At 49.9% G+C, this 13,863-nt stretch carries 9 protein-coding genes; 2 read left to right on the top strand and 7 right to left on the bottom strand.

Translation table 11 applies throughout. From position 1 onward, the window contains the following. Positions 1–18: 18 nt before the first annotated feature. From BMZ54_RS27460 to BMZ54_RS27430, 7 genes are all read right to left on the bottom strand, one after another. Positions 19–1,395 carry a Gfo/Idh/MocA family protein gene (locus BMZ54_RS27460; protein WP_089919582.1) on the bottom strand — a complete coding sequence of 459 codons (1,377 nt, stop codon included), beginning with the start codon at positions 1,393–1,395 and terminating at the stop codon, positions 19–21. 5 nt (positions 1,396–1,400) lie between these two features. Further along, positions 1,401–2,507 (bottom strand): acyltransferase family protein, encoded by a 1,107-nt coding sequence (locus tag BMZ54_RS27455; RefSeq protein ID WP_089919580.1) that lies wholly within the window; start codon positions 2,505–2,507, stop codon positions 1,401–1,403. Between the two features lie 5 nt (positions 2,508–2,512). Next, positions 2,513–3,367 carry a PKD domain-containing protein gene (locus BMZ54_RS27450; RefSeq protein ID WP_089919577.1) on the bottom strand — a complete coding sequence of 285 codons (855 nt, stop codon included), beginning with the start codon at positions 3,365–3,367 and terminating at the stop codon, positions 2,513–2,515. Positions 3,368–3,385: 18 nt separating this feature from the next. Next, a complete protein-coding gene (locus tag BMZ54_RS27445) occupies positions 3,386–4,900 on the bottom strand; it encodes a RagB/SusD family nutrient uptake outer membrane protein (protein WP_089919575.1) in 1,515 nt (504 codons plus the stop codon). A gap of 16 nt (positions 4,901–4,916) precedes the next feature. Then, complete coding sequence (locus tag BMZ54_RS27440) at positions 4,917–8,186, bottom strand: SusC/RagA family TonB-linked outer membrane protein (RefSeq protein ID WP_089919573.1); 3,270 nt, start codon at positions 8,184–8,186, stop codon at positions 4,917–4,919. 239 nt (positions 8,187–8,425) lie between these two features. Continuing rightward, complete coding sequence (locus BMZ54_RS27435) at positions 8,426–9,580, bottom strand: FecR family protein (RefSeq protein WP_089919571.1); 1,155 nt, start codon at positions 9,578–9,580, stop codon at positions 8,426–8,428. 73 nt (positions 9,581–9,653) lie between these two features. Then, entirely contained in the window at positions 9,654–10,250 is a 597-nt protein-coding gene (locus BMZ54_RS27430) for an RNA polymerase sigma factor (RefSeq protein ID WP_089919569.1), read from the bottom strand. 175 nt (positions 10,251–10,425) lie between these two features. On the opposite strand from BMZ54_RS27430, the gene BMZ54_RS27425 reads away from it, so the two are divergent. Next, on the top strand, positions 10,426–12,861 hold the full coding sequence (locus BMZ54_RS27425) for a TonB-dependent receptor (RefSeq protein ID WP_089919567.1): 2,436 nt from the start codon (positions 10,426–10,428) through the stop codon (positions 12,859–12,861). A gap of 170 nt (positions 12,862–13,031) precedes the next feature. After that, the gene (locus BMZ54_RS27420) at positions 13,032–13,850 is read left to right on the top strand and encodes an SDR family oxidoreductase (protein ID WP_089919566.1); all 819 of its coding nucleotides are present in this window, start codon (positions 13,032–13,034) and stop codon (positions 13,848–13,850) included. Positions 13,851–13,863: the final 13 nt, after the last annotated feature.

The following is a 13,863-nucleotide window of genomic DNA, read 5'->3' as shown; positions in this document are numbered from 1 at the left end:
CTTCTCTATATAAAACACTCAATATTCTCCATCCAGCGCAAAAATGGGTTTGCGGTTCATCCATTTCCCACGTGTAAAGTCAGGGATATACTGCACCTGGCCGCCTTCTGATACAGATTGCTCGCTGAGTGGAGTAATGGCATACCAGGTAGCCAGGTCATATACATCCAGCGCATACGGTGTGCCGCGTTTAATGCTTTCCACAAAGGAATTGATCACAAACCAGTCCATACCGCCATGGCCGGCGCCGGCAGTGTCGGCGGAGTAGCGCTTCCACAACGGGTGGTCATACTTAGCCATGTAGCTGTTAGCATCTGATTCTTCACCGGCCTTTTCCCAGGTATGCGGCTTGCTTTTACCTTCTACGTATACGGATTGTACATCATCCATCCATAAGCCATTGGTGCCCTGCACGCGGAAGTTCAGCGAGTAGGGGCGGGGGGAGTTGGTATCGTGCGACAGCATGATGGTTTCCCCGTTATTGGTTTTTATCAGCGAGGTTACAATATCGCCCAGCTTAAATTCCACCTTTGCATTGGGATGGTTCTCACCGCCATGATCTACGATGTATTTATGCAGCCCGCGTGATTTGGTAGCCATAGAGGTAATGCTCATCAGGCGGTTGCCACGGTTAATGTTGATCATGTTGGCCACCGGTCCCAGGCCGTGCGTGGGATACAGGTCTCCATTGCGGTGCACGGAGTGGTTGGTTCTCCATTTGGCTTCTGACAATGCGTTCTCGCCAAACTCCACACCACCGCCGTAATATTGTTTGCCGTTGTTGAATTTCACTTCGCGCAGATCGTGCTGGTAACCGCCCTGCAGGTGAATAAGCTCACCAAACAGGCCCTGGCGTACCATATTCAGCACCGCCATCACATCCCTGCGGTAACACACATTCTCCATCCCGAACAGGGGTACGCCGGTTGCTTCGCTGGTGTTCACCAGCTCCCAGCATTCCTGTATGTCAGAGGCGCCGCAAACTTCCACGGCAGGCGTTTTGCCGGCCTTCATGGCAGCTACGGCCTGTATAGTATGCCATTCCCAGGGGGTGGCAATAATTACAGCATCAATATCGTCACGTTTCAGCAGGTTATGAAAATCTTCCGGGCCATTGGTATACTCTGCTACCTTTTTAGCGCCGTAAGCTTTGCTGATCAGGTTCCGGGCTTTGGGAATGGTGTACTGCGTATCCGGGTCTGCAATGGCTATTACCTCTACATCACTGCGATGCAGGCAAAGCTCTAAATGTCCCAGCCCGCGGGCGCCTACGCCTATCAGGCCCATTCTTACCTTAGCCTTTTTTTCTGCTGCCAGCAGCTGTGCCGGTGTTTGTAGCATGGAAAAACCTACTCCCGCTACGGCGGTGTTCCGTAAAAAGTCTCTGCGTTTCATAACGATTATAATTTGAAGAATATCTTTTTCTGGTATAACCAATAACAAATATACCATTCCAAAACCCATACTGCAAGTGCAGATAATACGGCCTGTATAGCCGGCGTTATATGCAGCCAGCCGGTAAACCCGTTCACAAAGATGGCCACAGCACCGTTCAGCCACTGTGCGCCTACCGTTTCAAAAAGCAGGTAAATGAAAATGGAGTTCATGCCTATCACTACTGCGATCCAGGTATAACGCGGGTGGTCCTTTACATCTATCCACCAGTATACTGCGGCCAGTATCAGCGTAACCCAGCCTAAAGAGGCCAGCACAAAGCCACCGGTGCTGATGCGTTTAATGATGGGCGAAAGGCCGGAAAGGTCTGCGCCAAAACCCAGCGCCAGCGCAATAATACCGGCTATTACCAATGCCTTTATCTTAACAGCGCTGCTGTAGTCACTCATTAACAGCTTACCGGCTGTTACGCCTAAAATGGTATGTGCCGCCGTGGGTATACAGTTGATGGCTACCCACCCATCCCGGTTTATTTTACCCATCAGCAGGGTATCCATATAGGAGCCAAAGTTATGGCCTTCCACAAAGGGCTGGTCAAAACCGGGCATCAGTATACTGCGGTACAGCACATCATTCAGAAGCACCATACCCAATGCCACAGCTATCTGCACCTTAAAAGAGCGGCCTATCAGGAAATAGGCTACCAGCGTGGTGAAGGATAGCTGTGTAAGCACATTCCACAGCTCCCATACTAACCGCCCTGCATATACGCAATGCAAACCGGTACCGCACAGGAACAGCTGTAAGCTGCGGATGGCAATGTGCCGGAAGTTATCTTGTTCGGAAACACCTTTGGCCCGCTTGCGCGTTACAGCAATGTACATAGCAGTGCCGGCCATAAACATAAATGAAGGCTGCACCAGGTCCCAGAAGCGGAGGCCATGCCAGGGATGGTGAAAGAACTGTGTAATGAACAGATCAAACAGCCCGCCTATATGCAGCTCATGTAACGATTCATATACCCGACAGCTTTCACCGGCCAGCAGCAGCATAATAATGCCACGCATCACATCCAGCGATAGTAACCTGCCATTTGCTTTTAGTTCAGTCATAGGGTTTATTCAAAGTTAACCTGTATAGCGGCTGCACCGGCGCCGGGAATGCGGCCTAAGCCGGCAGACCAGTCGCCTTTGGTGGCCATAATACCCATTTTAAATGCCGTGGTAGCTGCAAGCCCTTTCAATTTACTACGGGAAATGCGCATTTCAAACTTAAATGTGCTGCCATCCTGCGCTTTATATCCTACGTTGTAAAATTCCGTGGCGCCGGTAGGGTCCCAGGAAAATTCATTGGGAGCGCCCTTATGATTGAATGCATCCAGCCAGTTGCCCAGCACCGTGCCTTCCAGCAGCACATCAAACCCCGCGCCTGCAAAGTCGGTTACAAAACCGGTACCGGCGTCGTTATCCGTATCCAGGTAAAAATCGTAGATGTCGGCATTGGCTTCTTTGGAGTTCACTTCCACCAGCATGTACACGTACGATGCATCATAGTCAATGGTGAGCTTTTTAAAGTACGTTTCACCGGCAGCCGGGGCTATCACATAATCCTTTACAGTAGCCCAGTCGGCAAAGCTGTTATCGTCCAGCTTTACGGGTGATGTTTTGGCAATGTAGATCACCGTAGATCCTTCAGCTACCTTCCCGTTGTTATCGGTAGCATATAAGGTAGGCACATACTTGCCCTTGTCGGGATAGGTGTGCACCGGGCTGGCTTCTGTAGAGGTTTCCCCGTCGCCAAAATCCCATTTATAGGATACGGCGCCGGTGGTGGTATTGGTGAAGGTAACCGTCTTATCCTGGATGGCTACCGTATACACGATATCCGCTGCAGGTGTGGTGTCATCTTTCTTACAACCCACTGTTATTGCAGCTAACAGCAGGCCAGTATATATGTGTTTGCTGATTTGCATAATAATACAGATTAATGATTAAGGATTTTGCTGGCACAGCTTGTTGGTCTGTACCTCATCGATCGGTATAAAATAGATAATGCGGTTAGCGTCCGGTTTTATGATCATGTTGGCATAACCGCTGGGCGCTGCCGCCAGGTTAATGTCAGATTCTTTTAAACCGGGCAGATGGTAACCCCAGTACGTGCGGTTCATGTTCCGTTTATTACGGTACACATCAAAGTTGCGGTGTCCTTCAAAGGCCAGCTCTATACGCCGTTCCTTCAACACCACGTCCAGCGCGGTTTTGCCGGCAGGCAGCACTTTGTTGTATAACGCATTCTGCAAACCGCGGTTCTTGCGTATCATGTCCAGGTTATCCAGCGCTTCCGCAGTATTCCCTTTTTTAGCAGCTGCTTCCGCCTTGTTCAGGTACATTTCCGCCAGGCGGAAGAGGATGGGGGAGCTAAGCGTAGGGCTGCCCTCCTGGAAAGAGAACTTGCTGATGTAATAGGTTTCAATGCCATTCTTCTTCTGCATACTGCCATCCGGGTTCTTGGCCGGTACTATATAAGACCAGCGTATATCTTCAGGATGTTCTGCCATGGTATCCCGTAGGGATTGGGAAGCATATTCCTCACCCCAGCCGGAGTTGCCGTCAGAATAGATCATGGAAGCAATGGAGCCTGCTTTACCATAATCATCTACCTTGGTGAAGGCAGCGCAAAAGATGGTTTCCCTGCCGGCCATGGCGTTGGCAAACAGCTGTGGGAAAGTGGCTGCTGTTTCCAGGGAAAAGCGGTTGGAGGCAATCACCTTATCAGCATAAAAAGCAGTGCTGTCATTATTCTCTTTGTACAGGTACGCTCTTGATAACAGCGCCCAGGCAGCTTCTTTGGAGCCGAACTGTACCCCGCGCGGCTGGTTCATCAACTCTGCGCCTTTTGCCGCATCGGCTACTATGGCGTTGTATACTTCTGCAACCGTTGCGCGGGCCTTTAATGCTTCATCGCTGGTAGAGGTGCGCAGGATAATGCCCTGGCCGGAAGGGTTCTGCGTATAAGGCCTGGCAAACAAACGCACCAGGTTAAAGTGGCAGAATGCGCGCAGGAAATAACATTCGCCTATCAGCTGTTTAATGCCTTCATCCGGGTTGGTGATCTTTTCTGCAGATTCTATTACCGTATTGGCATCGTTAATGATCTTGTAGGAGATATACCAGAAGTAACGGCTGTTGGTCTGCGTAGGTGTATGGTCCAGTGAAAAGCTGTAGTACAAAGGATCCGTAGTGGTTTGTGCACACACAATATCATCAGAGGCAAAGTCGCTGAGCTGAAAATACTGGCGCAGGTACATGTTGTTAAGGTCTGTTGTACCATTGAACTCTACGTGATCTTTAAATAATGCGTAAGCACCGTTCACCGCCTGCTGTAAACCCGCTTTGGTGGCGGTAAGTGAGCCGGTGTTCAATGCATCGCTTGGATTTACATCCTTCAGACAGCCGGCTATCAGCAGCGGCAAACCCAATATAAGGAGTATGAATTTTGTACGCATGATCTTAAATTTTTTCCTAGAACCGGATGTTAATATTTAACAGGTACTGGCGATTATTGGGATACTTGAAGTCAGACACGCCGGGCATTACATAGCTGCCCGTAGCAATGGTGGTGGATGGATCCTGCCCCAGGAACTTCGTGAACGTATATACGTTATCCGCAGTCAGGGAAAGGGTTACATCATCCAGCTTCAGGGGGCTGGTCCAGATCTTAGGCAGCGTGTACGACAGTGATATGTTACGGATGGCAAAGAAACTACCGTTCTTCAGGTAACGGGTAGAGGTTTCTGTTGCATTCGCATTATTCTGCGGGCTGGGTTCCGTAGCATTATCCCCGGGTTTGGTCCATGTGCTGTAACCATCCGGCAGTACTATCTGGTTGTAATAAGGCTCAATACCATCGTTCATCACAAAACGCAGCGCATTGCTGAACACTTTATTGCCGGAAAGGAAATAAGCATTTACGCTCAGCGCAATATTCCTGTACTTCCACTGGGAGTTGATACCGCCCTGGAACTTAGGCAGGGCCGATCCTACTTCCTGGTAAGTGGCGCTGGCATAGTCGGAGGTAGCTTCGCGGGAGGTTTCCTTCCCATCTGCATCCCGGTGGATCACTTCCCATTGCGGCGCGCCGGTTTGCGCATTTACGCCTAACCATTTAGGCATGTAAAACTCATACAGGTTGCCGCCGTTACGGTAGATCTGTGAAATGCTCCAGGTAGGCTGTGTGCGCGTGATATCGCTGGGCAGCTTTTGCAGCTTGTTGGAGTTGAAGCTGATGTTAAAATCCGTATTCCACTCAAAGTCGCGGGTTTTAATATTCACACTGCTTAAGCCCAGCTCTATGCCTTTGTTCACAATTTCGCCGGAGTTTTCCCAGCGTTGCTCAAAGCCAATGGAAAGCGGCTGGGATACCTGCAGCAGCAGGTTTTTGGTAATGTTATTATATACATCCACCGTCAGGTTCACGCGTTTGAACAGGCCTATATCCACACCGGCATTCAGCTGATGCTTGCTTTCCCAGGTCAGGTTGGGGCTGGGCAGCTGCAGGGGTGTAGCGGCAGTACCGCCGTTATACTGGCTGTTAAGCGCATACAGGCCCAGGTAGCGGCTTGATCCAATGTCCTGCGTACCCGTTACCCCATAGCTCGCGCGCAGCTTCAGGTTATCAATGAAGGTAGCCGTTTGCAGGAAAGGTTCATTGCTGAGCAACCATGCGGCGGATATAGCAGGGAATGAGCCGTAACGTTTTGATTTCGGGAAGTTGGTAGAGCCATCCACGCGGTAAGAACCGGTCAGGAAATATTTTTCCTTATAACCGTAGCTCACCTGCGAGATCAGGGATTGCAGGATGGCCTGGTCGTTAAACCCGTTCACGATCTGCGTGTTGGATACTACGTTCAGTACCTTTAAGCCTTCCGGCAAACCTTTACCGGAAGCGCCTACTACCTCTGTTTTGCTGTTCTCAATGGCAATACCTGCCAGGCCGCTGATGGAATGATCGCCCATGCGGAACTTGAATTTCAGCAGGTCGTTGGATATTACGCCGTAATTGAGCGTGCCTAATTCATTCAGAAAACCGGTACCGTTATACAGGCCAGCAACCACAGGGGAGTAATAATCAGTAGCCTTATCATAGTTCACCGCGCCGCGGTTGTTGCTGGAAAATGATAGCCAGTCCGTGATCTGTATATTCAGGTTCAGATCATAGTTGGCGTTAAAGCTCTTGTAGGGATGGTTGGAGTTCTGGATGGTATGGATAGGGTTCACCTTATCCCTTGACCACCATTTAAAGGTGGAGTTACCATCTACGTACACCGGCTGCCCGTTAGCGTCATAGGGATTATCCCAGGGCATGTTCAGGTAAGCATAGAACACATCATCATAGTTAAAGCTTTTGCCTGTAGCAGCGCTGAGGTTAATGTTATTGGTCACATCCACGCTCTTTGAAAAATGGTGGGTGGAGTTGCCGCGCACATTAATACGCTGGAAATTGGTGTTCAGGAAAGTACCTTTCTCATTGTAGTAGGAAATGCTGGTGTAGTACTCGCTCTTTTCTGAGCTGCCGCTGGCGGAGATGAATACATTCTCCAACGGCGCGGTTTTGAACATGGTGTTAAGCCAGCTGTAGTTCTGATCGCGCAGCGTACGCGGGCGCTCGTCGTAAAACTTCAGCAGGTCTATCTTATAAGAGTTATCTGTTGTGCCGGGAATATAGTCGCGGTAAAATTCTTTATGATGCTCATACAGCTCCCTGCCGTTCATCATGGTCATTTTCCCAAAATCCGGTTTGCGGATACCCGTGGTTACTTTTGCCTCAAAGCGCGTTTTACCGATACGGCCTTTTTTAGTGGTAACAATGATCACGCCTGCATTGGCCTGTGAGCCGTACATGGCGGTAGCGCCGGCATCTTTCAGCACCGTAATATTCTCCACGTCATTGGGGTCAAAGTTGCCGCCAATAATACCATCTACCACATATAAAGGGCTTTGCGAAGCATTTACAGACGATACGCCGCGCAGGCGTATCTCAGCCTGGCTGCCCGGCACACCGGAGGCATTGATCACCTGCAGGCCGGGTACCTTGCCCTGCAGCATGGAGCCTACATCGTTGGTGGTTACATCTTTCAGCTTTTCAGCAGATACCACGCTTACTGCGCTGGTAAGCTCCCCTTTCTTTTTATCGCTGTAGCCTACCACCACTACTTCGTTAAAGTTCTTGGTATCCTCCACCAGCGCCAGTGCCAGCGTTTTGCCGGCAGGGATGCCGATTTCGCGGGTTACGTAACCAATATTGCTGATCACCAGTATTCCCTCTGATGGTACGCTGCCCAGCTGGAACTGGCCATGCTCATTGGTTTGCGTGCCTTTGGAAGTACCCTTTACCATAATGGTAGCGCCGGGCAGCGGCACATTGCCGGTGCCGGTAATAGTACCGCTTATATTAATAAGCGTATCAGCCGCCAGCGGTGGTGACTTACTTTCCGGCGTGCGTTTGATCACAAAGCTGTTGCCTTCCAGCGAGTAGGTAAGCTGCTGGTGTTTCAGGCATTGTTCCAGCACCTCCTGCACCGTGGCCTCTTTAACATTAATAGACACCGGTTGTGTGCCCGACAACACCTTTTCGGAATACACAATCGATACCCCTGTTTGTGTAATTACTTCCGAAAAAACTTTTTGCAAAGACATGTTCTTCACAGACAGGGTCACCTTTTGAGAGTAAACGGCGGCGCTTACATGCAGGCAGGTGATCAGGAGAAGAAATGCGGTCCCTTTGAGCTGCATAATGATTTGTCTTTTTAGGTCCCGGTCTATACGGGAAATTTTGGTTGACAGCCCGCGGCAATAGCGGGCCAATGCATTACACGTGAATTGCATACTTTTGTGATGTTTGGTAAATGATTGATCTCTCAGCGATTATTCAGCATACCAGATGTATGACCGGTTTCCGATGGCAGTCGGAGCCGGTTTTTTTCTGATCTTGGTTGTTGGTTGATTCCCCCTTTCTTTTGTTTTATAGCTGGTTAAGGCAGCACTATTATTTTTCTGCCTTCTACCTTAAAATGATTAAAGCCGCTGGCTTCCAGCAGGTTCAGCACACCGCTCAGCTGCAGGTTGCGGGATATACCGCCGCCATACAGCTCTGCGCTGGGTGTTACCGTATATACGATGTCAACATCATACCAGCGCGCTACTTCCCGTAAAATGGCGGCCAGCGTCATGTTGTTGAACACAAACAGGCCGTTCTTCCAGGCTATGATCTTCTGTACATCTGCTGCCTGTACTGTCAGCGCGTGGTTCGCCTGATCCAGTACTGCCTGCTGGCCGGGTTGCAGCAGGCGCAGGGCATTACCCTCCTTCACCTGTACGGAACCTGCCACCAGCGTGGTGTTCACGGTGGCTTCATCGCCATAGGCCATCACGTCAAAGCTGGTGCCCAGCACCTGTACTTCCATGGAATTTACCATTACCTTAAAAGGCTGGTTGGCCTGCTGTGCTACTTCAAAATAGCCCTGCCCCTGCAGCTCCACTATTCTGTCTTTCCCTGTAAACGCCGTGGGATAGCGCAATGATGACGCGGAATTCAGCCATACCCTGGTGCCGTCCGGTAAGGTGAGCTTAAATTGTCCTCCCCGTGGTGTGGATAAGGTATGGTATTGTAGTCTGTTATCTGTTCCGTTAGCGCCGTACACCAGCTGGCCGTTCTGCTGCGTAATATGGGTATTGCCGCCGATCACCTGCCGCCCGCTGCTGTCCAGCGTAATGGTGGTGCCGTCTGCCAGGGTAAGTACTGCTTTGTTGGCGCCGGGTGTAATATTATTAATGGTTTGCTGTGCTAAAGGAATATTGGTTTGCGTGGAAGGACCGGGCCTGCGCCACAGGAATGCCAGTGCAATGGCGCCGGCTATAATCGCCGCTGCTGCCACATAACGGATAGGGAATATACGTTTGGCAGGGGCGGGGGTAATAATATTATGGTACACATGATCCAGGTCTACTTCCGGTAAGGCTGAATCTGCCGGCAGCCCCTGGTAGGCCGTTTCCATAAAATGCTGCAGGGCCGCATCTTCCGGGTGAGCCGCAATGTATGCCAGCAGTTCTTCCAGCTCCCGGCGTGTGCAGGTTTTGCTGGTATAGCGTTGCAACAGGTATGTTATCCGGGACGTTTCTTGCGGCATATGGAATAGCTTATACTAATAAAGACGGTTGGGGAAACACAAAGGACCGCGAAAACTCAAAAAAAATTAATTGTCAGGGAATCAGGTATTTACAGGCTACCTGGAACAGGAAGGCGGTTAATACAGCGTGTTGGGAAAGATAGGTACGGATATATTTCAGGGTTTCTACCAGCAGGTTCTTTACCCGGCTTTTGGAAAGGCGCAGCTGTGCGGCTATTTCATCATGGTTCAGGCCCTGCTGCCGGCTTAGCTGAAAAATGGTTTGTTTCTGGGGCGATAGCTGTGCAACTGCCTGCTGAATAAGGTTTTTGCTTTCCCGGGCTTCCAGCTGCAGCTCCAGGTCGTTGGTAGTTTCAGAGAGATTGGCCCACACCTGGTCTATAAGCTTTTGCTGCAGGGATACTTTGCGTAAATGATCCAGGGTTTTGTTTTTGGCGATGGTGAACAGGTAATTGCCTACATGCATAATATCTGGCAGCTGCTCCCGCCCGGTCCATAAGCGTAAAAAGGTTTCCTGTAAAATGTCTTCCGCATCAATGGCGGAATGGGTCATGTGGTACGCAAAGGCCAGCACCTGCCGGTTATGCCGCGCATACAGCTCTCTGAAAGCCGGTTCATCTCCTTCTTTCAGCTTTTTTAACAGGTCTTGGTCCGTGTTCATTACAGGCATCCCCTCCAATTTTAGGGAATTTCCCCTGCTTAAAAAAGAGAAAATGAAAAATATTTCCCATTAAGCCTGCCGCAACTATTCCGTATTGCGTAAACCAATTTCCCGATTCCATAAATCAGCCCCCTGCTGAGCCTATACCTTTGCAACCGCATTGCATGTCCGACAATTAACCTTTATGCATATACTATTTAACAGATTCACAAGACTGACAGGCTTTCTGTGCGCGCTGCTCATTGCTGCACCGGCCTTTGCTACAGAAGAACCACTTGCCGCCATTAAGGGTAAGGTGATCACGAATGATGGAACACCAGCAGCCTTTGTAGCTGTACAGATCAAAGAAAAGAACAGGGGCACCCTTACCAATGAACAGGGCGGGTTTGTATTTAAGAGAATGCATCCCGGCCATTATACCCTGCAGGTAATGCTGATGGGCTACAAAACCGTTTCACAGGAAGTAGAGGTAATAGAGGACCAGGTTGTAAATGTGACCATACAGCTGGAAGCTACCAATAAACAGCTGCAGGAAGTGATCATCAACGGCACCCATAATAAATATAAAACAGACAGCCTTTCCAGCTCCCTGCGCCTGAAATCCCCGCTGCTGGAAGTACCGCAGAATATACAGGTGATCTCTGCCAGCCTTATTGCCGATCAGCAGTCATTTGATATTGTAGATGGCATTACCCGTAACATCAGCGGCGCATCCCGCGTAGGCCACTGGGATAACCAGTATGCGCAGATCCGTATGCGCGGTTCCAAGATCCCCGCTTTCCGCAATGGTATGAACATTGAAGCCAGCTGGGGCCCCACCGCAGAAGATGCAGCCATGATAGAGCGCATTGAATTTGTAAAAGGCCCTGCCGGTTTTATGCTGGCCAATGGCGAACCCGGTGGTTTTTACAATGTGGTAACTAAAAAGCCTACCGGTATTACCAAAGGCTCTGCCAACATCAGCATGGGCAGCTTCAGCACTTACCGCGCTGCGCTGGACTTTGACGGTAAGCTGAGCAAAGACGGTAAACTACTGTACCGCCTGAACGTAGCCGGGCAGCAGAAAGATTTCTACACCAAGTACAATTACAGCAACCGTTATTTGTTTGCTCCATCCTTTAAATACCTGGTAGATGACCGTACTTCCGTTACGCTGGAATACGCTTACCAGGCTTCCCGTTACCTGGGTAATGGCAACTACCAGTTCTCTAAGAACAAGCTGCTGGATGAAGGTATTGGTAATGATTTCTTCTATGGCGATCCTTCCCTGGAACCCGGCAAGCTGCGCGATCACAGCGTGTACCTGTATGTGGATCACAAGCTGAATGATAAATGGGAAGCGCATGCGCAGGTAGCGTACTTTAACTTCCAGATGGTGGCTAACAGTGTGTGGGCCGACAGTATGCACACCAACGGCGATATGTACCGCTATTACAGCATTGGCGATGAAGCGGGCGAGAACCGCTTTGCACAAATGTCACTGTCTGGTGAGGAATATACCGGTGCTGTACGTCACCGTATACTGGCAGGTGTGGATATGGGTAACAAAAAGTTCTGGGGCGATTTCCGCAGAATAGCCCCGCTTCACCTGGCTGGCGGTAGAGTATTTAATGTGTATAACCCGGAATATGGCGTGCCAGCTGATTCCATTGCTTATATAGACCGTTCAAAAAGTGTGCGCACAAGGGCAGGATCCACTACTTATGCTACTGTAGTGAATTACACCTCCGTATATGTGCAGGACGAGCTGGCCTTCTTTGGCGATAAGCTGCGCCTGTCACTGGCAGCCCGTTATACCCACTCTGAAACCGTAGGTAAAACAAAGAACGCTGAAATAAAGGATGATGTGGTAACGCCGCGTATTGGCCTCAGCTACTCCATTGATAAGTCTTTATCAGTATACGCCATGCGGGATCAGTCCTTTGTAGCCGTACCTGGCCTGGATTCCAGCCTGAACCCCTTTAAGCCTATTAAGGGGACCGACTATGAAGCAGGCGTGAAGAAAGAATGGTTCAATGGCCGCTGGACCTCTTCCGTAACTGCCTATCGCATTAACCGGGAAAATGCGCTGGTAACTCTTCCAGGTGTGGTAGACAGCCGTGGCAACAGCGTGTCTGTACAATTAGGCGAAACCGTAACTAAAGGCATTGAGGTAGATATTAACGGCGAGATCATTTCCGGCCTGAATGTAAATATCAACTACGCCTATACGGATTCCAAGATCAGCAAAGAAGCCCCGGGCACTGCTGAAGATAAAACAACCATCGGCAATGTAACGCCTAACACCAACGCACATATTACCAATGGCTGGGTAAATTACCGTATTGGTAAGGGGCCGCTCACCGGCTTTGGCATAATGGGTGGTTTCCAGTGGATGGCCGACCGTTATGTAGGCACTACCAAAAAGCCTAACATTCCCAACTATTTCCGTACCGATGCAGGCCTTAGCTACCAGAAAGGAAAATACAGCGTTTCCCTGCTGGTAAATAATGTGGCAGATAACCGTAAGCTGCTCACTGCTGCTTCACTGGCTGCTAATCCCAACAGTGTTACCAGCTACTACAGCTATATAGTAGAAGCCCGCCGTAACTTCCGTATGACCATCGGTTACCGCTTCTGATCAATTGATTAATAATAGAAAAGGCGTTCCGTTGCAGCTGCGGCGGAACGCCTTTTTTATGGCAGGGGGGCCGATTCCCGGAAATGTATCAGCTTTCCCGGCTTTTGTATTAATAGCATAGGGGTGCATAGGGGTAGCTTTGTATCATTATTTAAAGCAAAAACAAAATAATGGCAAAGATAATTTTCATCACGGGTGCTTCCCGTGGATTTGGCCGGATCTGGGCAGAGGCATTTTTAAAACGCGGTGATAAAGTAGTGGCTACCGCCAGGAATTTAGACACCCTCAAACCCCTCAGCCAGCAGTATGGCAGTGCAGTACTACCTTTACAGCTTGATGTTACAGACAGGAAAGCCAGCTTTGACGCCATCAGCAAGGCAAAAGAACACTTTGGTAAAATTGATGTAGTGATCAACAATGCCGGTTACGGCCTGTTCGGCGCTATTGAAGAAACCAGCGAGCAGGAAGCCCGCGACCAGTTTGAAGCCAATGTATTTGGCCTGCTTTGGGTAACCCAGGCCGCGCTGCCGGTAATGCGGGCGCAGGGACATGGGCATATTATCCAGGTATCCAGTATACTGGGTATTTTTACCTTACCTACCCTGGGTATATATAATGCGTCTAAATTTGCGGTGGAAGGGCTCAGCGAAACGCTGGCCACAGAAGTAAAAGGCTTTGGCATAGATATTACGCTGGTAGAGCCTAACGGTTTTTCTACCGACTGGGGCGGCGCATCTGCTGCTCACAGCAAGCCGCTGCCGGAGTATGATGGCATAAGGGCTGCTTTCCAGGAGGGTGCTACCCCTGATATTTTTGGTGTGCCGGAAGCTACGGTAAATGCTATCCTGCAGCTGGTGGATACAAAAAATCCTCCACTGCGCCTTTTCCTGGGTAAAGTAGGTTTGCCGGCTGCAAAACAACAGTATGCAGAACGCCTGGCTACCTGGGAAGAATGGGCTGATGTAGCCAATGCTGCACACGGTAAGTAAGTTGGCAGTCCTT

Origin of the sequence: Chitinophaga rupis (assembly GCF_900109685.1) — a bacterium.
GTDB lineage: Bacteria > Bacteroidota > Bacteroidia > Chitinophagales > Chitinophagaceae > Chitinophaga > Chitinophaga rupis.
Note: the sequence above shows the minus strand (reverse complement) of the source record. Positions and strands in the feature narration are given on the sequence as shown.